Annotated in this window: 20 protein-coding genes and 1 other RNA gene; 5 read left to right on the top strand and 16 right to left on the bottom strand. The window is 64.3% G+C overall.

Features of this window, described 5'->3' with window-relative positions:
• From rnpB to pyrC, 3 genes are all read right to left on the bottom strand, one after another.
• Positions 1-402, bottom strand: an RNA gene (gene rnpB, locus VGL01_RS09590) — RNase P RNA component class A; the annotation flags it as partial.
• Between the two features lie 13 nt (positions 403-415).
• On the bottom strand, positions 416-1279 hold the full coding sequence (locus VGL01_RS09595; RefSeq protein WP_331568703.1) for a DUF3025 domain-containing protein: 864 nt from the start codon (positions 1277-1279) through the stop codon (positions 416-418).
• A gap of 42 nt (positions 1280-1321) precedes the next feature.
• Positions 1322-2386, bottom strand: coding sequence for a dihydroorotase (pyrC, locus tag VGL01_RS09600; RefSeq protein ID WP_331568705.1), 1065 nt, complete (start codon positions 2384-2386; stop codon positions 1322-1324).
• 223 nt (positions 2387-2609) lie between these two features.
• Between pyrC and VGL01_RS09605 the strand changes: the two genes are divergently transcribed.
• Positions 2610-3518 (top strand): class II glutamine amidotransferase, encoded by a 909-nt coding sequence (locus VGL01_RS09605; RefSeq protein ID WP_331568706.1) that lies wholly within the window; start codon positions 2610-2612, stop codon positions 3516-3518.
• Positions 3519-3565: 47 nt separating this feature from the next.
• On the opposite strand, the gene VGL01_RS09610 is transcribed toward VGL01_RS09605, so the two are convergent.
• From VGL01_RS09610 to VGL01_RS09630, 5 genes are all read right to left on the bottom strand, one after another.
• Positions 3566-4291, bottom strand: a complete 726-nt coding sequence (locus VGL01_RS09610; RefSeq protein ID WP_173255283.1) for an amino acid ABC transporter ATP-binding protein — start codon at positions 4289-4291, stop codon at positions 3566-3568.
• Positions 4288-4965: a glutamate/aspartate ABC transporter permease GltK gene (gltK, locus tag VGL01_RS09615; RefSeq protein WP_331568707.1), complete on the bottom strand. Its 678-nt coding sequence runs from the start codon at positions 4963-4965 to the stop codon at positions 4288-4290. Before gltK ends, VGL01_RS09610 begins: the two co-directional genes overlap by 4 nt.
• Positions 4965-5705, bottom strand: coding sequence for an amino acid ABC transporter permease (locus VGL01_RS09620; RefSeq protein ID WP_331568708.1), 741 nt, complete (start codon positions 5703-5705; stop codon positions 4965-4967). The genes gltK and VGL01_RS09620 overlap by 1 nt, the downstream gene beginning before the upstream one ends.
• Positions 5706-5785: 80 nt before the next feature.
• The gene (locus tag VGL01_RS09625) at positions 5786-6682 is read right to left on the bottom strand and encodes a glutamate/aspartate ABC transporter substrate-binding protein (protein ID WP_331568709.1); all 897 of its coding nucleotides are present in this window, start codon (positions 6680-6682) and stop codon (positions 5786-5788) included.
• A gap of 221 nt (positions 6683-6903) precedes the next feature.
• Positions 6904-8208 carry a Glu/Leu/Phe/Val dehydrogenase gene (locus VGL01_RS09630; protein ID WP_331568710.1) on the bottom strand — a complete coding sequence of 435 codons (1305 nt, stop codon included), beginning with the start codon at positions 8206-8208 and terminating at the stop codon, positions 6904-6906.
• A gap of 671 nt (positions 8209-8879) precedes the next feature.
• Here VGL01_RS09630 and VGL01_RS09635 point away from each other — a divergent pair.
• On the top strand, positions 8880-9944 hold the full coding sequence (locus VGL01_RS09635; protein ID WP_331568711.1) for a hypothetical protein: 1065 nt from the start codon (positions 8880-8882) through the stop codon (positions 9942-9944).
• 33 nt (positions 9945-9977) lie between these two features.
• On the opposite strand, the gene VGL01_RS09640 is transcribed toward VGL01_RS09635, so the two are convergent.
• Positions 9978-10952 (bottom strand): LysR family transcriptional regulator, encoded by a 975-nt coding sequence (locus VGL01_RS09640; RefSeq protein WP_331568712.1) that lies wholly within the window; start codon positions 10950-10952, stop codon positions 9978-9980.
• Positions 10953-11337: 385 nt separating this feature from the next.
• On the opposite strand from VGL01_RS09640, the gene VGL01_RS09645 reads away from it, so the two are divergent.
• Positions 11338-12738 (top strand): MFS transporter, encoded by a 1401-nt coding sequence (locus VGL01_RS09645; RefSeq protein ID WP_331568714.1) that lies wholly within the window; start codon positions 11338-11340, stop codon positions 12736-12738.
• A 200-nt stretch (positions 12739-12938) separates the two neighbouring features.
• Positions 12939-14327, top strand: coding sequence for an adenylosuccinate lyase (gene purB / locus VGL01_RS09650; RefSeq protein WP_331568764.1), 1389 nt, complete (start codon positions 12939-12941; stop codon positions 14325-14327).
• A gap of 84 nt (positions 14328-14411) precedes the next feature.
• Here the strand turns inward: purB and VGL01_RS09655 are convergent, their stop codons facing one another.
• The 4 genes from VGL01_RS09655 to edd form a co-directional block, all read right to left on the bottom strand.
• Positions 14412-14924 carry a gluconokinase gene (locus tag VGL01_RS09655; RefSeq protein ID WP_331568716.1) on the bottom strand — a complete coding sequence of 171 codons (513 nt, stop codon included), beginning with the start codon at positions 14922-14924 and terminating at the stop codon, positions 14412-14414.
• 51 nt (positions 14925-14975) lie between these two features.
• Positions 14976-16355, bottom strand: a complete 1380-nt coding sequence (locus VGL01_RS09660) for a gluconate:H+ symporter (protein WP_331568718.1) — start codon at positions 16353-16355, stop codon at positions 14976-14978.
• Between the two features lie 131 nt (positions 16356-16486).
• Entirely contained in the window at positions 16487-17122 is a 636-nt protein-coding gene (gene eda, locus VGL01_RS09665; protein ID WP_331568720.1) for a bifunctional 4-hydroxy-2-oxoglutarate aldolase/2-dehydro-3-deoxy-phosphogluconate aldolase, read from the bottom strand.
• 9 nt (positions 17123-17131) lie between these two features.
• A complete protein-coding gene (gene edd, locus VGL01_RS09670) occupies positions 17132-19000 on the bottom strand; it encodes a phosphogluconate dehydratase (RefSeq protein ID WP_331568722.1) in 1869 nt (622 codons plus the stop codon).
• Positions 19001-19284: 284 nt separating this feature from the next.
• On the opposite strand from edd, the gene VGL01_RS09675 reads away from it, so the two are divergent.
• Positions 19285-20127 carry a MurR/RpiR family transcriptional regulator gene (locus tag VGL01_RS09675; RefSeq protein WP_331568724.1) on the top strand — a complete coding sequence of 281 codons (843 nt, stop codon included), beginning with the start codon at positions 19285-19287 and terminating at the stop codon, positions 20125-20127.
• Between the two features lie 10 nt (positions 20128-20137).
• Here the strand turns inward: VGL01_RS09675 and VGL01_RS09680 are convergent, their stop codons facing one another.
• From VGL01_RS09680 to holA, 3 genes are all read right to left on the bottom strand, one after another.
• On the bottom strand, positions 20138-20554 hold the full coding sequence (locus tag VGL01_RS09680) for a CopD family protein (protein WP_331568725.1): 417 nt from the start codon (positions 20552-20554) through the stop codon (positions 20138-20140).
• Between the two features lie 23 nt (positions 20555-20577).
• Positions 20578-21864, bottom strand: coding sequence for a glutamate-5-semialdehyde dehydrogenase (locus tag VGL01_RS09685; protein ID WP_331568726.1), 1287 nt, complete (start codon positions 21862-21864; stop codon positions 20578-20580).
• Between the two features lie 162 nt (positions 21865-22026).
• The gene (gene holA, locus VGL01_RS09690) at positions 22027-23118 is read right to left on the bottom strand and encodes a DNA polymerase III subunit delta (protein WP_331568728.1); all 1092 of its coding nucleotides are present in this window, start codon (positions 23116-23118) and stop codon (positions 22027-22029) included.
• Between the last annotated feature and the right edge of the window lie 16 nt (positions 23119-23134).

Genomic DNA, 23134 nt, shown 5'->3' on the forward strand with positions numbered 1-23134 from the left:
TAAGCCGGATTCTGTGCACGCGCGACGCGCCTTGCGGCGCGTCACACGCGTGGCAGTCATTCCTCTAGGCGCGCCATTGCTGACGCGCTCGAGCTTCCTACCCGCAGGCGAGACGGGGGCCCCGCTTGCATCCGAGGATGCGTGCCTGCCTATTTGGAATTGCTCCGGGTGGAGGTTACCGTGCCGGACTGCGTCGCCGCAGCCGCGGTGCGCTCTTACCGCACCGTTTCACCCTTACCTGATCCCGGCTTTCGCCGGGCCATCGGCGGTTTGCTTTCTGTTGCCCTGTTCCGCGTGTCGCCACGGATGGCCGTTAGCCATCACCCTGCCCTATGGAGTCCGGACTTTCCTCGCCCGTCGACGGCTTACGCCGGAAACGGCCGCGACTGCCTGGCCTGCTTTGCAACCGGAAAGTTTAGCACGCGCGGGACTGCCGATCCGCGCGACGCCCGCGGCGAAATACGCGCTCATCGTCGTAAAACGCCGGCTCCGCATTGGCCGGCCACCACCCCGGCACACCGAGGACCGGTAGCGGAGCGAACATGCGGCTGGAAAGCGGCGCCTCCAAGAGCGCATCGGCAACCGTCGCGTCGAGCCACTCGGTCTGCCGCGCCGCGGTCCACGAAAAATAGGCCTCGGGAGCGTCGACGATCCAGGCGTGAGCCGTACACCCCTTGTAGGGCGCAATCAGTTTTTCCTGCAGCGCATGGCCAAACAGGCGCACCGCGCATCGCTGGCCCCATGCCGTACGATCGGTCACGAACAGCCGCCGCCAATCGAATCCGGTGAGCGCACCCCGAAGCTCGGCGTCGGCCACGACGAACAGCGCGGCGTTCTCGTCGAAAAGCGTCAGTGCGTCGCGTTCCGCCCCGCGCCTCGCATTCACGCCGTCGCGCGCAATGATCCGCGCCTGTCGCGCGTTGAGCGTGGCCTTCACGCGCGGATAGATGAACCACATCAGTGCATTGAAGAAGTCGTGCAGATTCTCCCGCGTCGGTACGCGGCCGGTCGCGGCGATATGCGCTTCGTACGCATTCCCCGGCGGCAAATCCGCCTGAGCGATGAACGTGAGCGCCTCGCCCCGTCCCGTTCGATGGCCGGCTGCGGCGGCGTCCTGCTGTAGCGCCGCGAGATAGGCCTCCGGGCGCTCGATCGCCACGCGCTGCCAACGCGCGCCGCGTTCGGCGCAGGGCGCAAGCCAGGGCGCCGCCCAATCGATGCGCTCGAAACCCGCGAACGCGGGTGCGCTCGGCGCGACGCCCTTCGCAAGCAGGCTCATCCCGGGATCATCCGCGAGTCGTCATTCGAGCGCCGGCCCACCTCAGGCAAGCCGCCAGCCGATTTCCTCGCCGCCGCGCAACGGCACGACGGAAGCGTCGCCCGCATCGAATTCGGCCGGCAACGCCCACCGCTCGCGCGTGAGCGTTACCTTTGCCGTGTTGCGCGGCAGACCGTAGAAATCTGCGCCGAAAAAGCTTGCGAACCCCTCGAGCTTATCGAGCGCGTCCGCCTGCTCGAACGCCTCGGCGTAGAGCTCGAGCGCGTGCAACGCGGTGTAGCAGCCGGCGCAGCCGCAAGCATGTTCCTTCGCCCCCTTCGCATGGGGGGCGCTGTCGGTCCCGAGAAAAAACCGCGGATTGCCCGACGTCGCCGCAGCCACGAGGGCACAACGGTGGGTTTCGCGCTTGAGCACAGGCAGGCAGTAATAATGCGGCCGGATGCCACCTTGAAAAATGGCGTTGCGGTTGTAAAGCAGGTGGTGAGCCGTGATCGTAGCGCCAAGCTGGCCGTCGGCCGCACCGTCGTCGCGCACGTAATCGGCGGCATCCTGGGTCGTGATGTGTTCGAACACCACTTTGAGCGCGGGAAAATCGCGCCGCAGCGGGATCATGACGCGATCGATGAACACCTTTTCCCGATCGAACAGGTCGATCGACGGATCGGTCACCTCGCCGTGCACGAGCAGCGGCATGCCGAGTTCCTGCATCGCTTCGAGCGTTTTTGCGCACTTGCCCAGATCGGTCACGCCGGCGTCCGAATTGGTCGTCGCGCCTGCGGGATAAAGCTTCACGCCGTGCACGAAACCGCTTTCCCTGGCCCGCCGGATTTCGTCTGCTGGCGTGTTGTCGGTCAGATACAGCGTCATCAGCGGCTCGAAGGCGGCGCCTTCGGGCAGCGCACCCAGGATGCGCTCGCGATAACCGCGCGCGGCCTCGGTCGTCGTCACCGGGGGCTTCAGGTTCGGCATGACGATGGCCCGGCCGAACTGGCGCGCGGTATGCGGCAGCACCGCGGCAAGCATCGCGCCGTCACGCAGATGCAGATGCCAGTCGTCGGGGCGGGCAAAGGTCAACGAGTCGGGCAAGGAATTCGAAGAGACAGTCATGGCAGCGGCAGAACGGAAAACAGGAGAAAAGCGGCGCCCCTCGAGGGGCGGCCAAGAGCACCAACGGCATATTGACGCCCGCACGAACGTGGGAAAACCGCAACGCCGGGCCGCGCCAGGCCACTGATTTAGCTTTTTTCGGTCAGCGGCTCGGTATATGCTTCAAACAATATATTGTAGCGGGTCCGTCAAACGGCTCGCCCGTACCGCACGCCCTCGTACCATGTGCCAACTTCTCGGAATGAACTGCGCCGCGCCGACGGACGTCACGTTCTCCTTCACCGGCTTCGCGGCGCGTGGCGGCGTCACCGACCATCATGCCGACGGCTGGGGCATCGCGTTTTTCGAGGACAAGGCCTGCCGGCTTTTCATCGATCATCAATCGTCGGCCACTTCGCCGATCGCGGAGATGGTCAAGCGATATCCGATCAAATCGAAAAACACGATCGCCCATATCCGCAAAGCCACGCAAGGGCACATCCTGCTCGAAAACTGTCACCCTTTCATGCGTGAACTCTGGGGGCGGCATTGGATATTCGCGCACAACGGCGATCTTGCGGGCTATCGGCCGACGCTGACAGGTGTCTATCAGCCGGTAGGTACGACCGATAGCGAACTCGCCTTTTGCGCGATCATGCAGGGCCTGCGTCAGGCATTTCCATGCGCGCAGCCACCGTTGCACGATCTGTTCGCGGCGCTCACCGCGCTCACCCGCGAAGTCACGAATTACGGCGTGTTCAATTTCCTGATGTCGAACGGGCAGGCGCTGTTCGCTCACTGCTCGACGCACCTGCATTACCTCGTGCGCCGGTGGCCGTTCTCGACGGCGCATCTCATCGACGCCGATATGTCGATCGACTTCGCGCAATACACGACGCCGGAAGACCGCGTCGCGGTGATCGCGACTCAGCCGCTGACGGACAACGAGATTTGGACGGCGTTCGAGCCGGGCGACCTGCTGATGTTCCAGGATGGCGATGTAGCCGCGCGGGCCCATATCCCCGTGCCGCCGTCAGTGCTCGAAAAAGCACGCAACCCCGCGTGCGATCCCACTGCTTCGAGTACGCGCATCGCTGCCGCGGGCGGCGATCTGGCCGCCGAAGCGGACGACATCGCCGCGTACGAGTCGTAACGGCTGCCGCCGTTGCCGCGGTAGATCGCCGCGGCAACGGCTAGCGGTCAATGCAGAATCTTCGCGAGAAAGTCTTTCGCGCGATCCGATTTCGGATTCGCGAAGAAATCCTCCTTGCGATCGTCCTCGACTATCGCGCCCCGATCCATGAAGATCACGCGGTGCGCGACTTTCTTCGCAAATCCCATTTCGTGCGTCACGCACATCATGGTCATGCCTTCGCGCGCGAGCTCGACCATCACGTCGAGCACCTCGTTGATCATTTCGGGGTCAAGCGCCGAAGTCGGCTCGTCGAACAGCATGGCGACGGGATCCATCGACAACGCTCGCGCGATCGCCACACGCTGCTGCTGACCGCCCGAGAGCTGGCCAGGATACTTGTCGGCGTGTGCCTGCAGGCCGACGCGATCGAGCAGCTTCAGGCCCTTCACCCTGGCCTCGTCCTTCGAGCGGCCGAGCACCTTCATTTGCGCAAGCGTCAGATTCTCGGTGATCGACAGATGCGGGAAGAGCTCGAAGTGCTGAAACACCATGCCGACCTTGGCGCGGAGCTTCGAGAGGTTCGTGCCCTTGTCGTTCAGCGACTGCCCGTTGACGACGATATCGCCTTGCTGAAACGGCTCGAGGCCATTGACCGTCTTGATGAGCGTCGATTTTCCCGAGCCCGACGGCCCGCACACGACGACAACCTCGCCTTTTTTCACTTCGGTCGTGCAATCGGTGAGCACCTGGAATTGCCCGTACCACTTCGAAACGTTCTTGATCGAAATCATCTTGCGACCTTTTTACGGAGTACTTTGACCAGGCTCGACGCCAGCGTACAAATTACGAAATAAACCGCGCCCGCGAACAGTACCATCTCGACCATCGTGCCGTCGCGATCGCCGATGTTGGTAGCCGTGCGGAAAAAGTCCGCGAGGCTGATCACATACACGAGCGACGTGTCCTGAAAGAGCACGATCGCCTGCGTGAGCAGCAGCGGCACCATCGCGCGAAACGCCTGCGGCAGGATGATGTAGCGCATCGACTGCCCGTAAGTCATGCCGAGCGCGAACGATGCGTTGACCTGCCCGCGCGAGACCGACTGAATCCCGGCACGGATGATTTCCGAGTAGTAGGCGGCCTCGAACAGGGAGAACGCCACCATGGCCGAGGCGAGCCGAATGTCGATGTTGGCCGACAGCCCGAGCACGCTTTGGAGGAACTGCGGCACGATCAGGAAGAACCACAGCAGCACCATGACGAGCGGAATCGAACGGAATACCGTCACGTAGCCCTTCGCGAACCAGCCGAGCGGGGCGACGCCCGACAGGCGCATCAGCGCGAGCACGGTGCCCCACACGATGCCGACGACAATCGCAAGCACCGTGATCTCGAGCGTGACGATGGCTCCGCTCCACAGCGTCGGCAACGCCCCCGCTATGCTGCTCCAATCGAATTGATGCATCACTTGCCTCCGATATAGCCGGGCAGGCGGCTCTTATGTTCGATGAAGCGCATGATGCCCATGACGACCAGGTTGATGACGACATAAGCGAGCGTGACCGCGATGAACGACTCGTAGGTCTGTGCCGTATAGTCGACGAGTTGCCGGGCTTGCGCCGAGAGATCGAGCAGGCCGATCGTCGAGGCCACGGCCGAGTTCTTGAAGACGTTCAGGAACTCGGAAGTCAACGGCGGCACGATGATCCGGTAGGCCACCGGCAACAGCACGTAACGGTACGTCTGCCATTGCGTGAGCCCGAGCGCGAGACCCGCGGCACGCTGCCCGCGCGGCAACGCCTCGATGCCGGATCGAACCTGCTCGCACACGCGCGCGGAGGTGAACAAGCCGAGACAGATGATGGACGACGAAAAGAATTGCGCGCTGGGCGGCAACTGTTTGAACCACGTGCCGATCGAAACGGGCAACAACTCGGGAACGACGAGATACCAGATAAAAAACTGGACGATGAGCGGGACGTTACGGAAGACCGCGACATAGCCGGTCGCGAATCCCGATAGCGGACGGTTAGGCACCGTGCGCAACACACCGACGATCGAACCGACGATGAGGGCGATCACCCAGGCGGACAGCGACACGGTCACCGTCACGCGCATGCCGGAAAGCAGCCACCCGAGATAGGTCGTCGGCTCGCCGGTCGACACGGGCTGAAGCAAAACGCCCCAGTTCCAGTGATAGGACATGATGAGACTCCAACGAAAAGAACGGAAGGAGCGAGGCCCCTTCCGTTCGATTCAACTTCCAACCGATGCGGATGTGCCGATCAATCGATCGCTTTGTCGTTCGGGTTCTTGAACAGCGCCTTCATGTCCTCGCTTTCCGGGAAGTTCAGATTGAGCCCCTTCGGCGGAATCGGCGATTCGAACCACTTCTTGTAGCTCTTGTCCGCCTCGCCCGATGTTTCGAACTTGGCGATCGCATCGTCGACGACTTTCTTGAATGCCGGATCGTCCTTGCGCATCATGCAGCCATACGCTTCACGCGACTGCGGCGTGCCGACGATCACCCACTCGCCCGGATTGTGCGCTTTGGCGCGCTCGCCCGCGAGCAGCGCGTCGTCCATCATGAACGCGACGGCACGGCCCGATTCCAGCGTATGGAACGAATCGCCATGATCCTTCGCGCTGATGATGTTCATACCCATGTTCTTGTCCTGATTCATCTTGCGCAGCAGACGCTCGGACGTCGTACCAGCCGTCGTCACGACGGTTTTGCCCTTCAGATCGTCGAAATCCTTGATGCCCGAATCCTTTTTCGTCATGAGCCGCGTGCCGATCACGAAGAACGTATCCGAGAAAGCGGCTTGCTGCTGACGCTCCTTGTTGTTCGTCGTCGAGCCGCATTCGATATCGACGGTGCCGTTCTGCACGAGCGGAATACGGTTTTGCGAGGTGACCGGGATATTCTTCACCTGCAGGTTCGGCATGTTGAGCTTCTTTTTGACCGCATCGACGACCGCCATCTGAACGTCGCGCGCGTAGCCTACGACGTCTTGCTTCTCGTCGTAGTAGGAAAACGGAATCGACGATTCGCGGTGGCCGAGCGCGATGACGCCCGTGTCCTTGATTTTTTTCAGCGTGCCCGAGTCTTGCGCGAACGCGCTGCCTGCGACGAGGGTGCATACGGCGGCAAACAATACAGCTGTCTTCTTGATCTTCATTGTGGCGATCTCCTTTGGCCAGAACCGGCGCCAGTGTATCAAGTTACCTTTTTGAAAGCATCGGATTTGCGCAAATGCCTTTTCGCACGGCGAGTCTCGTGCCCGCTTGGACGAGGAAACGGGCGACACCGATCGATGTCGCCCGCGTCGAGGTGCCGGCAGCGCCGCCTCGTGCGCGGCATGCCGGACAACAGGGGAAAAGCTTCCCGGGATAACCGGTATCAGGGGTAAAGCCCGCGCATTTCACGCGCCATCAGGATGCGCTTGCACGCCACGATGAACGCCGCGGTGCGCATCGAAACCTTGTTTTCGCTCGCCACCTGCCAGACGGCGTTGAACGCTTCGCGCATGACGCGCTCGAGGCGCTGGTTGATCTCGTCTTCGGTCCAGAAAAAGCTCGAGAAATCCTGCACCCATTCGAAGTACGACACGGTCACGCCGCCCGCGTTGGCCACGACGTCGGGGATGACCAGCACGCCCTTGTCGTGGAGGATGTCGTCCGCCGCGGTCGTCGTCGGACCGTTCGCACCTTCGACGACGATCTTCGTCTTGATCCTGGCCGCGTTTTTCTCGGTGATCTGGTTTTCGAGCGCGGCAGGGATCAGGATGTCGGTCTCGATCGTCCAGAATTCGTCGCTGCTGACCGGGTCCGCACCCGTGAAGCCGCCGACGCCGCCGGTTTTCGCAACATGCTCGAGCAGCGCGACGGTATCGATACCGCTCGCCCGATGCAGCGCGCCAGTGTGATCCTGCACCGAAATCACCTTGGCGCCGGCTTCCTGGAACAGGCGCGCCGCGATGCCGCCCACGTTGCCGAAGCCCTGCACGGCCACGCGCGCGCCTTCGATGCTCAAGCCCACCCGGCGCGCGGCTTCCGTACCCACCACGAACACGCCGCGCCCGGTCGCTTCGCGGCGGCCCAGAGAGCCGCCCAGCGTGATCGGTTTGCCCGTCACGACGCCCGTGGCCGTTTGGCCCTGGTTCATCGAGTACGTGTCCATCATCCACGCCATGATCTGCTCGTTCGTATTGACGTCCGGCGCGGGGATGTCCGTATTCGGCCCGATGATGATGCCGATCTCGCTCGTGTAGCGACGCGTGACCCGCTCGAGTTCGCCGCGCGAAAGCTTGCGCGGATCGACGCGGATGCCGCCTTTCGCGCCGCCGTAGGGAACGTTCACGGCTGCGTTCTTCACCGACATCCAGGCGGAGAGCGCCATGACTTCCGAGAGCGTCACATCCTGGTGATAGCGCACGCCGCCCTTGCCCGGGCCGCGCGAGACATTGTGTTGAACGCGATAGCCTTCGAAATGCGCGACGGTGCCGTTGTCGAGCTCGATCGGCACATCGACGATCAAGATGCGCTTGGGGCGCTTGAGGGTTTCGATCCAGCGGGAAAGCGAGCCGAGATACGGCGCGACGCGGTCGACCTGACGCAGGTAATTGCCCCAGGGACCCAGATCGTCAGCATGCAGATACGAAGGGATGGATTGCGTAAGTGCGTCTGACGGCAGTGGCGATGACATGAAGACTCCAACGGTCACGGAATGAGCGCCATTGTCGGAAAACCGCTTTTTGAAATCCAATGCCGTATGGTCATTGCGTTATGTGTTTTTTGCATAACGTGGCGATGGCCGTTGTCAATCTCCGGTCTGAACATGAAGGCCACACGCTGCGGCGCAGAGGTCGCTTCTTCGCACAGCGCGAATTGCCGCGAAGGTGGCAATGTTACAAGTGACGGCAGTCAACGCTGTCTGGAGAAATCATGACGAACTCGGTGGGCGGCCCGATCGACCCTCGATCCGATCCACGCCTCAACGCGCCGCAAGCGCCTCAGCAGCCCCCGCAGCACGGCCCCGGCGTGGCGCCACCTCCGCCGGCGCAGCCTCCTGCCAATCAACCGCTGATCGATGCGCTGCGCGACAGGACACAGCGAGGGGTGGACGCCGTGTTCGGCAAGCTTGGCGCGCAGCAAGGCAGCAATGTACCTCCCAGGCCGCCCTTGCCGCCTCAGGCTCCGTACTATGGTGGGCCGCCCGCTGGGGCACCGCAAGCCCCCGTCTACGGCGCACCTCCCGTCCCGCCGGGCGCCCCCCCTCAAGCCCCCTACTACGGTGCCCCACCGGCGCCGCAGCGCCCGCGACCTCCAGTTGGACAGGGCAGGCTTGCGCAGTTGCTGCAGTCGCCGCAAAGCCTCGTGGAAAAAGGCGGCAACGTTCGTGCGGTTGCGCAGACCAAGGGTGTTTCCGATCCGATGACGATCTCGTGGCTCGAAGCGATTTCCGTCCAGGGGCCGGCCGGCCGAAGGGCGTTCGAAACGGGCAACTTCATGGCTGCCGCGCAAGAGTTCGGCATTTTCGAAACCAACAATGTCGTGGCGTTGAAGTGGTGTGCCGTCCAAGGCTGCATCGCTCGCGGGGAGAAGGTGGCCAGCGCCGCCCAACGTTACGGGATCACCGATGATGCGTCGCTCACAGCGCTGCAGCAATACGCGCTGGAGAGCCTTGCCCGCCGCGATGTCATCCAGTCGCCCCAGGCCCATTACGAAGCCGTTGCCGAGCGCTATGGCCTCAGCGACGCAAACCGAGAGATGCTGCGGGGCTATGCTGCGATGGCAGCCGTCGAACGTCATCACCCGCTGCATCAGGCACAGATGCTCGATCAAGTGGCAAGACAATACGGCTTCGATGTCCCTGAACTGAAGTGGGAGCTGGCGAAGGTTGCCGCGCTGCAAAGGGGTGAGCCCGTAGGCGAGCTCGCCAATCGGCTGGTTCTGGACCGCGGTCAGCAGTTCGAATTGGAGAGGCGGGTAATCCAAGCCAGCGCGGGTCCGGCAGTAGCGCGCGGTGAAAATGTGCTCGTAGTGGCCAGCCGGCACGGCATTACAGTCACCGTTACATCCTTGCTCGAAGATGCCGCCATTGAAGGCGCGGCCGGCCATGCCTTACGGGGCGCGGGCGCGTTAGCCGGAGACGTTCAGGCAATCGCGAACCACTATGGAATCTCGCCTGCGAGGGCCTCGCTCGTCGCGGCGAGAGCAGCGGTAGCCCACGGATACAACGTGAACGTCATGGCACAGCGATACGGGATTACAGACCCCTACGCCGTCCAGGAGCTCGGGCAGATTTGCACCGACGGCCCGGCGGCAATGGCAGTCCGGCAACCCAATGCGACAGTAGAAGGTGTCGCCCAGTACTTCGGACTCACGAATCCCGATCATGTCGAGCGACTGACTGAAATCAAAGCCTCGTTGAACGGCTGAGCGAGCCGCACGGCAACCGCTACGGGCAGTCGATCAGTCGATGCGGGGCGCCTCGACCGGACCGCCTCGCAGCTCGTTCGCCACCACCTCCCAAAGTTGGCGCACGAGCGCATGGCGCGGATCTTCGCCGGCAACGGCAAGCTTGTCACGGTAAAGGCGGATCTCCATCGTCAGGGTGAAACGATCCGCCGCCACGCCGCGCGCCGGGCGATCGAGCCGCACCAGCGCGCCCGCCGCCACGGCGTCCTCCACTGCGCTATGCGGCAGGAACGCGACGCCGTGTCCGGCGATGGCCATGGCCTTCAGCGCTTCGGCCATGTCCGTCTCATAGATGCGGTCCAGATAAAGCCGCTCCGGTGCCTTGGCGACAATCACCTCTGTCATCCGCCCCAGATACGCGTTCTGCGTATAGGACAGGTAAGGCACCGGCGTCTCGGGTGTGCCCGGCAACTGGTACCGGGGACGGCCCGCGCGCACCGGCGCCGAGAACGGACTGATCGGTTCGAAGCCGAGCGTCAGCATGTCGTACCGGCCCGGATCGAGCGCGACAGGATGGCTCGGATGGTGATAGCCCATGACGAGATCGCACCCGCCTTCGACGAGCGACAGCACAGCATCATGCACGTTCAGCGCCCGCAGCCGCGTATGCACCGGCCCCATGCGGGCCTCGATACGCTGCAGCCAATGCGGGAAATAGGTGAGCGACAGCGTGTGCGGCACGGCGAATTCGATCGTCGCCGCCGGAGCGCCTATATGCCCGCGCAGCACGATTCTCGCTTCGTGCATCTGCGAAAGCATTGCGAGCGCCTGCTCGTAGAACACCTCACCGGCCTGCGTGAGTCGCGTCGGATAAACCGAGCGGTCGATGAGCTCAGTGCCGAGCCACGCCTCGAGCGCCTGGATGCGCCGCGAAAACGCCGGCTGCGTCACATGCCGCAGCTCGGCCGAGCGGCTGAAGCTGCGCGTCTCCGCCAACGAGACGAAATCCTCGAGCCATTTCAGTTCCATACGAGCATCGGGCAAACACCGCCGCGGCGGCAACGCCTCGCATTGTACTGTCGCCGGTATCCGCTCCGTCGCGCCCCCGCCGAGGGCAGCTGCCGGTTTATGTAGAAGATTGGCGCGGCGCACCATCGGGGCGCGCACCACGCACGGGTGCAGTGCCGATTGCGCACGGCAGGTGCGCATGGCCGGGCCGCGCACCAATGCAGCCGGGGTGCGCCCGCTGCGCCTGGGGCCGGCCGTGCGTTCCCACCGAGCCAACCCTCACGCGCCTCGCGCGGCCGTGCCTCCGGTGAGGCAGCGACATGGCACGGCCCTTGCGTAATCACGCCGTCGCGCTGCACTGCAAAATAACAAGGCGCATCTTTCTCCGATCACCCGCGAGGCTGTCATGAAGAATCTGCAACACGCGCTACAGAGCGGCAACTGGCGATCGCTGCTTGCCTGTTTCCTGTATTTCGATACCGGCTTTACCGTATGGGTCCTTTACGGCCCGCTCGCCCCGTTCATCGGCAAGGACATAGCGATGACGGCCGCGCAGCAAGGCTTTCTCGTCGCCGTCCCGGTACTGGCCGCCGCGATTTTGCGCGTGACGCTCGGCAACCTCTATCAATCGACCAATGGACGGCGCATTGCGCTCGTCGGCGTGCTGCTGTCCGCGCTACCGACGATCGTGCTGCCGCTTTGGCCCGCAGCGCCCAGCTACACACTCCTGCTCGTACTCGGCGTGTTTCTCGGCATGGGCGGGGCGAGCTTCGCCGTCGCGCTTCCGATGGCCGGCAGCAGCTATCCCCCGAAAGTCCAGGGCCTCGTGCTCGGCCTGGCCGCCGCCGGCAACATCGGCGCGGTGCTCGACGGGTTCCTGTTCCCGCGCGTCGCGGCTGTGCTCGGCTGGCAAATGGCCACCGCGGCGGCGCTGCCGCTGCTTGCGATCGCGGGCCTCGCGGTCTTCGCATGGGCGGAAGACCGCGGCGAAAAGACCGGCAGTACGCTGCGCGCAACGGGCAGCTTCATCGCCACGCTCGCCGGCCTCATCGTGCTCGTGCTCGCGGTGAAAGCAGGTGTGTTCGGCACGGGCAAGACCGGCCTGCTGCTCCTGCCGGTGCTCGGCGCGATCGGCGCGATCGCGCTGTTGCCGGCGCGCTACCGGAGCGTGCTGGCGGAACGCGACACGTGGGTCATCATGCTGGTCTACAGCATCACGTTCGGCGGCTTCGTCGGCATGTCGTCGTATGTGACGCTGCTGCTCACGAACCTTTATCAAATGCCCAAACTCGAAGCCGGCCTGTTCATGTCGCTGCTTGCGTTTCTCGGCGCGATGGTACGCCCGCTCGGCGGCTACCTGGCCGATCGCGTGACCGGCGTGCGCGCCCTCGTCGTCCTGCTCGCCGTCATCTCCGCCGCCGATCTGCTGTTCGCGGCATGGATGCCGCCGTTGAGCGGCGGCATCGCGATCCTCGTGTGCCTGTATCTCGCCTTCGGACTGGGCAACGGCTCGACGTTCCAGCTCGTGCCGCATCGCTGGAAGGGCAAGACAGGCCTCTTGTCGGGTGTCGTGGGCGCCGCGGGCGGCATCGGCGGTTTCTATCTGCCGGTTGTCATGGGCATCGCCAAGGAAAGCACCGGCAGCTACCAGATGGGCTTCGCCACCTTCGGCGCGCTCGCCGCCTGCGCCTGCCTGGCCGTCCTCGCGCTGCGCGCACAGTGGCTCGTCTGGGCGGCGCCGGGCGCACCGGTCGCGGCCCCCGCGGCAACGGCCAGCATCGGTCGCACCGCCACAGCGGGCGACTGAGTCCGGTTCGCGCACTACGCGCGCGTCATTCTTTGCAAGGCATGCGGCAACGCATGCCTTTTTCTTTGGCGACGCGGCAACCGGTAGCCGGAGACACAAGCGGCGGGTCCCGCTCGGCGGCGACGTCCCCGCTCGATGGTAAAATGCGCGATTCCCTTGCCGCTTACGAACGGGCGCTTGCTGCGCTCCGTCGCCCCATCATGTCCGATACCCGCGCCGATACCCTTTTTGCCCTCACCGCACTCTCACCGCTCGACGGCCGCTACGCCGCCAAGACCGAAGCCCTGCGCGATTGGCTGTCCGAAGCCGCTTTCATGCGCCACCGCGTCACCGTCGAAGTGCATTGGCTCATCGCGCTCTCGCACGCGGGCTTCGCCGAAGTGCCGCGCTTTTCGGGCGAATCGGAGCGGTTCCTGCTGCAGCTCGTCGAACGCTTTTCGGCCCACGATGCCGCGCGGATCAAAGAGATCGAGCGCGTGACGAACCACGATGTGAAGGCGGTCGAGTACTGGCTCAAGGAATCGGTCAAAGGCCAGTCCGAGCTCGAGCGCGCAAGCGAATTCATTCATTTCGCCTGCACGTCGGAGGACATCAACAATACCTCCCACGGGCTCATGCTCGCCGGCGCACGCGAGCACGTGATCCTGCCCGCGCTGCGTTCGGTCGAAAGCCGGCTCGTCGCGCTGGCACGCGCGCATGCCGAGCAACCGATGCTCTCGCGCACGCACGGCCAGCCCGCGAGCCCGACGACGCTCGGCAAGGAAATCGCCAACGTGGCGGCGCGTCTGGCCCGCGCGATCGAGCGGATCGCCGAGGTGCGGATTCTCGGCAAGATGAATGGCGCGGTGGGCAATTACAACGCGCATTTGTCGGCGTATCCCGAGTTCGACTGGGAAGCGTTCTCGCGCGAGGTGGTCGAAAAGCGGTTGAAGCTGACGTTCAATCCCTACACCATCCAGATCGAACCGCACGATTACATGGCGGAACTCTTCGACGCCGTCGCGCGCGCCAATACGATCCTGCTCGACCTCGATCGCGATGTCTGGGGCTATATCTCGCTCGGCTACTTCAAGCAGAAAACGAAAGCCGGTGAAATCGGCTCGTCGACGATGCCGCACAAGGTCAATCCGATCGACTTCGAAAACTCCGAAGGCAACCTCGGATTCGCCAATGCGACGCTGCGCCACCTCGCCGACAAGCTGCCCGTGTCGCGCTGGCAGCGCGATTTGACCGATTCGACGGTGCTGCGCAACATGGGCGTCGCGCTCGGCTATTCGCTGCTCGCCTATGACGCGCTGATTCGCGGTCTCGATAAACTCGAAGTGAATCCGCAGCGCCTGAACGAGGATCTCGACAACTGCTGGGAAGTGCTCGCCGAGCCCGTGCAAACGGTGATGCGCCGGTACGGCATCGAAAACCCGTACGAGCAATTGAAGGAGTTGACACGCGGCAAGGGCATCACGCGCGAGGCGTTGCAGCAGTTCATCGCTCAACTCGCGATTCCCGACGATGCGAAGGCACGCCTCGCGGCAATGACCCCGGCATCGTACACGGGCAAGGCCGTGGAACTGGCGAAACGGATCGCCTGACCAGGATTCTCCCGTTGCCCGCGTTGCCGCTCCAGGCCCCGACCGCGTGGCGCTCGCGGCGACGCCTCCCGTAGCGGCCCTGGTTTAAGACGCGCCGATCGTCTTCAACCGCGCGAGCACCTCGTCGACGATCGCCTCGGGTGCCGGTTCGATGCTGACCGTGATCGCCTCATCCTCGCCCGGCTCTTCGAGCGTATCGAGCTGGCTCTGCAACAGCGCCGGATCGAAGAAATGCCCGGAACGCGCGCCGAGCCGCTCGTGCAGCACGGCGAACGACCCCTTCAGATAGACGAAATGCACGCGGCCGTCCGGCGGTACGCCGCCGCGCAGCACGTCGCGGTACTCGCGCTTGAGCGAAGAGCAGCCGAACACGGCCGTCTCACCCGCGTTCTCTTCCTCGAGGATCGCCTCGCGTATCGAAGCCAGCCACGGCCAACGGTCGTCGTCGGTCAACGGAATGCCGTGCGCCATCTTGTCCTTGTTCGCCGCGCTGTGAAACGTATCGCCGTCGATGAAACCACAGCCGAGCCGCTCGGCCAGCTGCTCGCCGATGAGCGTCTTGCCAGCGCCCGATACTCCCATCACGATCAAAATCATTGCGCCTCCCGCTGCGGCACCCGTGGGCCCCAAAGGGGGCCGGCAAGTGCGTCAAAGAACCGCGCTCAACGCGAAGGTGAGCGCCAGGCCGAGCAGCGAGATGATCGTCTCGCACAAAGACCAGGTCTTGAAGGTCTGCCCGACCGTCATGCCGAAATACTCTTTGATCAGCCAGAAGCCTCCATCGTTCACATGCGAGAAAATGAGCGAGCCCGAGCCCGTCGCCAGCACGAGCAGTTCGGGACGCACGTGCATCACACCGGCAGCGGCCACCGGTGCGACGATGCCGCATGCGGTCGTCATCGCCACGGTGGCCGAGCCCGTTGCGAGGCGGATCAGTGCCGCGGCGAACCAGCCGAACAACAGCGGCGAGAGATGCGCCTGCGTGGCGAGCGCGACGATCTGCTGCGAAATGCCGCTATCGCGCAAGACGCCGCCAAAACCGCCGCCCGCACCGACGATCAACGTAATGCCGGCGATCGGTGCGAGACAATCGCCGCAAAATTTTTGGATCTGCGCGCGCGTAAAACCGCGCAGCGCGCCGAACGTCCAGAAGCTGACGAGCACCGCGATGAGCAGCGCCACGTCCGCGTTGCCGACGAAGCGCAGCAAGTCGTTCGGCAGTGTCTTCGGCGCGAAGGCGAGATCGGCCCAACTCCCCACCAGCATCAGCAAGACCGGCAGCAAAATCGTGAAAAGTGTAATTCCGAAGCTCGGTAAAGCGCGCCGCGTCGCACCCGTGCCGGCCGCCCCAACCTCGTCGGATTCGACGAATTGGGCGGCGAGCGGATTCGTATCGGGCAGTTTGACGTGGCGATAAATGAGTAGCGCAAAAATCGGACCGGCCACGAGCGCGGTCGGCACGCCGACGATGAGCCCATAGGCCACGGTCTTGCCGATGTCCGCGCCGTACGCCTGCACCGCCAGCAGTGCCGCCGGGTGCGGCGGGATGAGTCCGTGCACGACGGATAACCCCGCCACCATCGGCAAGCCGATCAGCAGCAGCGATTTACCGGTCCGCCGCGCGACGTTGAATGCGATTGGAATCAGCAGCACGAAGCCGACTTCGAAGAAGACCGGCAAACCGACGATGATGGCGACGAACAGCATCGCCCAGTGGATGTGCTTTTCGCCGAACCAGCGAATGAGCGTGGTGGCGATCTGCTCGGCCCCGCCGGACTCCGCCATCATCTTGCCGAGCATCGTGCCCAAACCCACGACGATCGCGATGTGGCCGAGCGTGCCGCCGTTGCCCGCCTCGAACGATTTGACGATCTTGTCCATCGGCATGCCCGCCGCCATGCCAAGAGCAAGCGAGACGAGGATCAGAACGATGAACGGGTAGAGCTTGAAGCGGGTGATCAGAATGATGAGAACTGCAATCGCGATCACCGCGTAAAGGAGCAACAGGCCGCCGTGGACCGATCCCATGAAACCCTCCTTGGCTTGTCATGCAATGAAGGTAAGTGACCGGGCGCGATGCGCCGCGCCGTCGCTGCATTGTAGGCGGACAGACGGCGCGGCGATAGAACGGCTCAGAAAGCGCGGCTTCCCGCGCTGCGTCAATGCTGATGCGCGGCCAGCTCCGAGGCGCCGCGCGCGAGGCGCGTGACTTCGTCCCAGTTGCCGGCGGCCAGCGCCGCCTTCGGCGTCAACCAGGAACCGCCGACGCAGACGACGTTCGGCAATGCGAGGAAATTCGGCGCCGTCTCGGCGGTGATGCCGCCGGTCGGGCAGAACTTGAGCGCGGGGAACGGACCATGGAACGCTTGCAGCATCGCCACGCCACCCGCTTGCTGTGCGGGGAAGAACTTCACGATCTCATAGCCGAGTTCGAGCGCGAGCAGGATGTCGGTGGGCGTCATGACACCGGGCAGGAGCGGCAACCCGGCATCCTGAGCAGCCTTATGCATGTCCTTCGTAAGCCCCGGGGACACGCCGAATTGCGCCCCCGCTTTCTTGGCCAGCGCGCACTGCCCGGGCTCGGTAATGGTACCGACGCCGACGACGATATCGGGCGCAAGCTGGCTAGCCCGCTCGATCGCCTGCAGCCCGGCCGGCGTACGCAACGTGATTTCGAGCACTTTGACGCCGCCCGCATGGAGCGCGCGCGACACGTGCTCGCCCTGCTCGGCGGACTCGAACGCCAGCACCGGAATGACCGGGCCGAGCCGGACGATGTCTTCGATCTTTTTCATCTGCACTCCTTATCGCTCGATGGCATGAATGTGTCGTTCGGCCTGCTCTCCGACGAGGGAGCCGAACACGGAGGCGCCCATTTCCGCCGGCAACGCGGCCGCGCGAAAGACGCCGAATAATTCGCGGCCGAAGCCGACTTCGTTTTCGGCCTGATGCCTCGGTGCATCGACGGCGCGCGCGGCCCATTCGGCCTCGTCGACTTCGACATCGAGCACGCCACGCTCGGCATCGATCGTGACGATGTCGCCGGTGCGAACCTTGCCGAGCGGCCCGGCCAGCAGCGCTTCGGGCGAGACGTGGATGACGGCGGGCACCTTGCCCGATGCGCCCGACATCCGGCCGTCGGTCACCAATGCGACGTGAAAGCCTTGATCCTGCAGTACGCCGAGCAATGGCGTGAGGCGATGAAGCTCCGGCATGCCGTTCGCCCGCGCGCCTTGGAAACGGACGACAGCGACGAAGTCGCGCTTGAGCTCACCATTGTCGAACGCTTCTTGCACCGCCTCCTGCGATTCGAAGACGATCGCCGGTGCGCGCACGCTCCGATGCTCGCTCGCCACGGCGGAAATCTTGATGACGCCACGGCCCAGTTTGCCCTGCATGAGGCGCAGCCCGCCGTCGGGCTGGAACGGCTCGCCGATCGGCCGCAGTACGCTGGCATCGCCGGTGGTCTCGGCACCGGGTACCCAGGCGAGTTCGCCATCGACGAGACGCGGCTCCTGCGTGTAATGCGCGAGCCCCTTGCCCGCGACGGTGTGCACATCGTCGTGCAGCAAGCCGCCCTCGAGCAGATTGCGAACGAGGAATGCCATGCCGCCTGCCGCATGATAGTGATTCACGTCGGCCTTGCCGTTCGGATAGATCTTCGCGAGCAGCGGCACCGCTTGCGACAGGGTGTCGAAGTCGTCCCAGTCGATCACAATGCCCGCCGCGCGCGCGATGGCGACGAGGTGCAGTGTATGGTTCGTCGAGCCGCCCGTGGCGAGCAGTGCCACGATGCCGTTGACGATCGCCTTCTCGTCGATCACGTGGCCGATCGGCGTGTAATTGCCGCGCTCCACGGTGAGATCGAGCACGCGGCGTGCGGCGGCAGCCGTCAACGCGTCGCGCAACGGTGTGTGCGGATGCACGAACGCCGCGCCGGGCAAATGCAATCCCATCACTTCCATCAGCAATTGGTTACTGTTGGCTGTACCGAAGAACGTGCAGGTCCCGTGCCCGTGATAAGCGGCCGACTCGGCTTCGAGCAGCGCGTCGCGCCCGACCTGGCCCGTTGCGAACTGCTGACGGATCTTCGCTTTATCGTCATTCGACAAGCCACTCGTCATCGGCCCGGCCGGCACGAAGATCGTCGGCAGATGGCCGAACTGCAACGCGCCGATCAACAGGCCCGGCACGATCTTGTCGCAGATGCCGAGACACAGGGCCGCATCGAACATGTTGTGCGTCAGCGCGACCGCCGTCGACATCGCGATGACTTCGCGCGAAAAAAGCGACAGCTCCATGCCGGGATTGCCCTGCGTGATGCCGTCGCACATGGCCGGCACCCCACCCGCGAATTGCGCGACGCCGCCGTTCTCGCGCGCGGCGCGCTTGATGAGGTCCGGAAAATCCCTGTACGGCGCATGTGCCGACAGCATCTCGTTGTAAGACGAGACGATCCCGATGTTCGGCGCGCGTTGCGCCTTGATGGCGAGTTTGTCGTTGCCTTCGAGGCCGGCGAAACCATGCGCCAGATTGGCACAGGACAAGACACCGCGCGCGGGAAACCGGCCTTGCGCGGCGTCGATACGCGCGAGATAGGCCTCGCGCGTCGCCCGGCTCCGTTCGACGATGCGCCTGGTTACTTGAATCAGCGTGGAATGCGGCGAAACCATGGAGAAACGCTCCTTACCGGAAAGCGGCGCTCGCGGCGCCTTACATGTGAGGCGATGCGGCCGCGCGGGGCCGCCTGATGGGCTGAATCGTTTTGAGCGCAGCCAGTTTAGTAGAAAAACTACATGACTTCAATGCCTATCGCCGAGGAACAACCGCTATACAGCCATGAATTAAGCGCCCGCAGACATCGTCAGCTCGATCTTCGTGTAGATTTTCTACACACAAACCGCGATACTATTCGCCGACAACCGCTTGCCCGCCGCCCCTGCGCGGTCCGACTGCCATGCTCGCCCGAATTGAAGCAATGCGCATGCAACTGCGCCCCTCCGAACGCAAGTTGGCCGACTACGTGCTCGACACGCCGCGCGAGGTGCTCGATCTCGCGATGACCGAGCTCGCCAAGCGAGCCGGCGTGAGCCAGCCGACGATCGCGCGCTTTTGCCATGCGCTCGGCTGCGGCGGCTTTCGCGAGTTCAAGATCCGCCTCGCTCAAAGCATCGCGCAAAGCGTGCCTTCGGTCTACCGCGACGTCCGCCACGACGAGCCGGCGCCCGGCATCATCGCGAAGATATTCGATAGAACGATCGGCGCACTGATCGAAGTGCGCAACAGCCTGTCGGCCGCGAGCGTCGCGAAGGCGGTCGAGCTGCTCGGCCAGGCCTCGCGCATCGAGTTCTATGGGGCGGGCGGCTCAGGCATCGCCGCCCAGGACATCCAGCACAAGTTCTTCCGGCTCGGCATTCCGAGCGTGGCCTATGCGGATCCGCACACGTATTCGATGTCGGCCGCGTTGCTGAATAAAGGGGATGTGGTGGTGGCGATATCGAACACCGGGCGCACACGCGATATCGTCGATGCAGCGCAATCGGCGCTCGGCTGCGGCGCGAGCGTCGTTGCCATCACGCATAGTCACTCGCCGCTGGCGCGGCTCGCGACGGTGAGCTTATCGGCGAACGTCGCCGAGGAAACGGATATCTTTTCTCCGATGACTTCGCGCATGTCGCATCTTGCGATCGGCGACATTCTTGCCGTCGGTGTGGCGCTCACGCGCGGCGCGGAACTCGTCGACAAACTGGCGCAAGCGAAAGCGACGCTGACGCGCCGCCGCATCGAAATCGACGCCTGATGGACAGCCGTCAGAACGGTTTGACGACGACGAGCGCCACGGCCGCCAACAATCCCAGCACGGGCAGTTCGTTGAAGAAGCGATACCAGCGATGCGAGCGGCGATTCTCGCCGCGCTCGAACACGTGCAGCAAGCGGCCGCAATAGGCGTGGTAAAGAACGAGCAGCACGACCACGCCGAGCTTCGCGTGAATCCATCCTTGCCCCTGCCCGATACCCACGACGAGCCAAAGCCACAGACCGCACGCGAGTGCGGGTACGGCAATGAAAGTCATGAACCGATAGAGCTTGCGCGCCATTGTCAGCAACCGGCGCTGAGCGGCCGGCTCGGTTTCCATGGCCAGATTGACGAAAATCCGCGGCAGATAGAAAAGGCCGGCAAACCAGGATGCAACGAGGACGATATGAAACGTCTTGATCCAGAGCATGGTTATCGTTCTAGGGTTCGTTCTTACTGCCTTATTTCTCCATGACCGAGCACGACGTACTTCAACGATGTGAGCCCCTCGAGACCGACCGGCCCGCGTGCATGGAGTTTGTCGTTGGAGATGCCGATCTCCGCGCCGAGCCCGTACTCGAAACCGTCGGCAAACCGCGTCGAGGCGTTGACCATCACGCTCGCCGAATCGACCTCGCGCAAAAAGCGCATGGCGCGGTCGTGGTCCTCGGTCACGATGGCGTCGGTGTGGGCAGAGCCGTAGGTGTTGATGTGCTCGATGGCCGCATCGATTCCATCGACGACCTTGATTGCCAACACGGGTGCAAGATATTCGGTGCGCCAGTCGGCCTCGGTCGCATCGACGAGCTCGAACGCCGCGGCATCGCTCCCGCAGGCGGCTTCGAGCGCCGCGCGCGCGGCCGCATCGACGCGTAGCTCGACGCCTTTGTCACGATAAAGCCGCGCGAGCGGCGGCAGCAGGACCTGCGCGACGCCGCGTGCCACCAGCAGCGTCTCCATGGTGTTGCAGGTACCGTAGCGGTGCGTCTTCGCGTTGTCGCACACGGCGAGCGCCTTGGCGATATCGGCGCGATCGTCGACATAGACATGGCAAATGCCGTCCAGGTGCTTGATCATCGGCACGCGCGCTTCCTCGATCAGGCGCGCGATGAGGCTCTTGCCCCCGCGCGGCACGATCACATCGACGAACTCCGTCATCGTGACGAGCTTGCCGACGGCTGCGCGATCGGCCGTCTCGACGACCTGGACCGCATCGCGCGGCAAACCCGCTGCGGCGAGGCCTTCGCCGATCAACACTGCAAGCGCCGAGTTCGACGCGAGCGCCTCGGAGCCGCCGCGCAGAATCGTCGCGTTACCCGACTTCAGGCACAGCGCCGCCGCGTCGATCGTCACATTCGGCCGCGATTCGTAGATGATGCCGACGACGCCCAGCGGCACACGCATCCGGCCAACCTGGATGCCGCTCGGCCGGTACTTGAGACCATCGATTTCGCCGATGGGATCGGGCAGCGCGGCCACCTGGCGCAGCCCTTCGATCATCGTCGCGATCGCCTTGTCGGAAAGCGTCAGCCGATCGACGAACGCCGCATCGAGGCCCTTGTCCCGCGCGCGCGCGACGTCGCCCGCATTGGCGGCTTTCAGTGCCGGCACCTCGCGCTCGATGGCACAGGCAATCGCCTCCAGTGCATCGTTTTTCGCCGCGCTCGAGGCACGCGCCATCGCCCGCGATGCTTGGCGGGCGCGCCGGCCGACGCCGGTCATGTATTCGTCGATATTCATCTTGCTTCTCGTCGATCGTGCGCGCAGTGCGCGCCATGCGGATGCTTCAGGCTGATTAGGGATAGGGATGGCGATAGCGGCATGACAAGCCGCGATGCACCGATTGTAAGCGCAACCGGCCGCAGGCGCCGCGAGCGCGGGACCAGCACCGTCGCCGGCCGCTCACGCAGCCTTGCCCGGCGCGGGTGCGGTGCGCTTGCCCGGCGCGGCAACGAGCGCGGCAAGCTCGAAAAGGCCGTCCCACGGATCGGGCGGCAACGCATCGCGCCAGCGCCCGCCCGGCATGGCGCCCGTCAGGCCCTTCACCTGCCTGTCGAGTTGCGCGGCCAGCACCAGCCCCTGCTCCAGGACGCTTTCGGTCAACCTTCCGAGCGCCGGGCCGACCAGACGCTCGCGCGGCCCCCAGACGCGGTTTTCGCGCAACAGCGTCGCGAGCGGCTTGCCCGCCGTCGCGCCGCGCTTGATACGCAGCAGCGTGCGCACCTCTTCGCTGAGCGCCCAAAGCACGAGGACGGCCGCTTCGCCTTCGCCCTTCAGGCCGTCCAGCATTCGCGCGAGCCTGCCGACATCGCCCGCGAGCATCGCCTCGTTGAGCTTGAAGACGTCGTAACGCGCGACGTTGAGCACCGCGTCGTGCACCTGTTCGAATGTCAGCGTGCCGGCCGGATAAAGCAACCCGAGCTTCTGAATCTCTTGATGCGCGGCAAGCAGATTGCCCTCCACGCGCTCGGCGATGAACTGAAGTGCACGCCGCCCTTGCTCTCCGGGCGGCACGCGCTGGCCTTGCTGCGCGAGACGCTGGGCCACCCAGTTCGGCAATTGCGCGCGATCGACCGGGTCGATACGCAGCGCGACGCCGGCCTGCTCCAGGGCCGAAAACCACGCGGACTTTTGCGTCGCGGCATCGAGACGCGGCAACGTGACGAGCATCAGAACGTCGGGATTGCCGGCCGCGGCGAGCGTCTTCAACGCGTCGGCACCCTCCTTGCCGGGCTTGCCCGAGGGAATGCGCAACTCGACGAGTTGGCGATCGCCGAAGAGCGACATCGACTGGCTCGCCCCAATAAGCGAGCTCCAATCGAAGCTGCGCTCGACGGTGAACACGGACCGCTCGGTGAAACCCGCCGCGCGCGCCGCGGCACGGATGCGATCGCTCGCCTCCTGCACGAGCAGGTGCTCGTCGCCAAAGACGACGTAGAGCGGCGCGAGCCCCTTGGTCAGATGCGGTTCAAGCGCGTCGAGTCGTAGCTGCATGCGGTGTGCTCCGGAC

This window comes from Trinickia sp. (assembly GCF_036503415.1).
Taxonomy (GTDB): Bacteria; Pseudomonadota; Gammaproteobacteria; order Burkholderiales; family Burkholderiaceae; genus Trinickia.

What these genes read in the sequence shown, in the direction of transcription:
- gltK (WP_331568707.1), bottom strand. Translation starts at nt 4,965, where the DNA reads ATGCATCAATTCGATTGGAGCAGCATAGCGGGGGCGTTGCCGACGCTG.
- VGL01_RS09610 (WP_173255283.1), bottom strand. Translation starts at nt 4,291, where the DNA reads ATGATTTCGATCAAGAACGTTTCGAAGTGGTACGGGCAATTCCAGGTG.
- VGL01_RS09630 (WP_331568710.1), bottom strand. Translation starts at nt 8,208, where the DNA reads ATGTCATCGCCACTGCCGTCAGACGCACTTACGCAATCCATCCCTTCG.
- VGL01_RS09660 (WP_331568718.1), bottom strand. Translation starts at nt 16,355, where the DNA reads ATGGGATCGGTCCACGGCGGCCTGTTGCTCCTTTACGCGGTGATCGCG.
- VGL01_RS09645 (WP_331568714.1), top strand. Translation starts at nt 11,338, where the DNA reads ATGAAGAATCTGCAACACGCGCTACAGAGCGGCAACTGGCGATCGCTG.
- VGL01_RS09625 (WP_331568709.1), bottom strand. Translation starts at nt 6,682, where the DNA reads ATGAAGATCAAGAAGACAGCTGTATTGTTTGCCGCCGTATGCACCCTC.
- VGL01_RS09655 (WP_331568716.1), bottom strand. Translation starts at nt 14,924, where the DNA reads ATGATTTTGATCGTGATGGGAGTATCGGGCGCTGGCAAGACGCTCATC.
- VGL01_RS09685 (WP_331568726.1), bottom strand. Translation starts at nt 21,864, where the DNA reads ATGAATATCGACGAATACATGACCGGCGTCGGCCGGCGCGCCCGCCAA.
- VGL01_RS09620 (WP_331568708.1), bottom strand. Translation starts at nt 5,705, where the DNA reads ATGTCCTATCACTGGAACTGGGGCGTTTTGCTTCAGCCCGTGTCGACC.
- VGL01_RS09640 (WP_331568712.1), bottom strand. Translation starts at nt 10,952, where the DNA reads ATGGAACTGAAATGGCTCGAGGATTTCGTCTCGTTGGCGGAGACGCGC.
- VGL01_RS09675 (WP_331568724.1), top strand. Translation starts at nt 19,285, where the DNA reads ATGCTCGCCCGAATTGAAGCAATGCGCATGCAACTGCGCCCCTCCGAA.
- purB (WP_331568764.1), top strand. Translation starts at nt 12,939, where the DNA reads ATGTCCGATACCCGCGCCGATACCCTTTTTGCCCTCACCGCACTCTCA.
- eda (WP_331568720.1), bottom strand. Translation starts at nt 17,122, where the DNA reads ATGAAAAAGATCGAAGACATCGTCCGGCTCGGCCCGGTCATTCCGGTG.
- edd (WP_331568722.1), bottom strand. Translation starts at nt 19,000, where the DNA reads ATGGTTTCGCCGCATTCCACGCTGATTCAAGTAACCAGGCGCATCGTC.
- VGL01_RS09680 (WP_331568725.1), bottom strand. Translation starts at nt 20,554, where the DNA reads ATGCTCTGGATCAAGACGTTTCATATCGTCCTCGTTGCATCCTGGTTT.
- pyrC (WP_331568705.1), bottom strand. Translation starts at nt 2,386, where the DNA reads ATGACTGTCTCTTCGAATTCCTTGCCCGACTCGTTGACCTTTGCCCGC.
- holA (WP_331568728.1), bottom strand. Translation starts at nt 23,118, where the DNA reads ATGCAGCTACGACTCGACGCGCTTGAACCGCATCTGACCAAGGGGCTC.
- VGL01_RS09605 (WP_331568706.1), top strand. Translation starts at nt 2,610, where the DNA reads ATGTGCCAACTTCTCGGAATGAACTGCGCCGCGCCGACGGACGTCACG.
- VGL01_RS09595 (WP_331568703.1), bottom strand. Translation starts at nt 1,279, where the DNA reads ATGAGCCTGCTTGCGAAGGGCGTCGCGCCGAGCGCACCCGCGTTCGCG.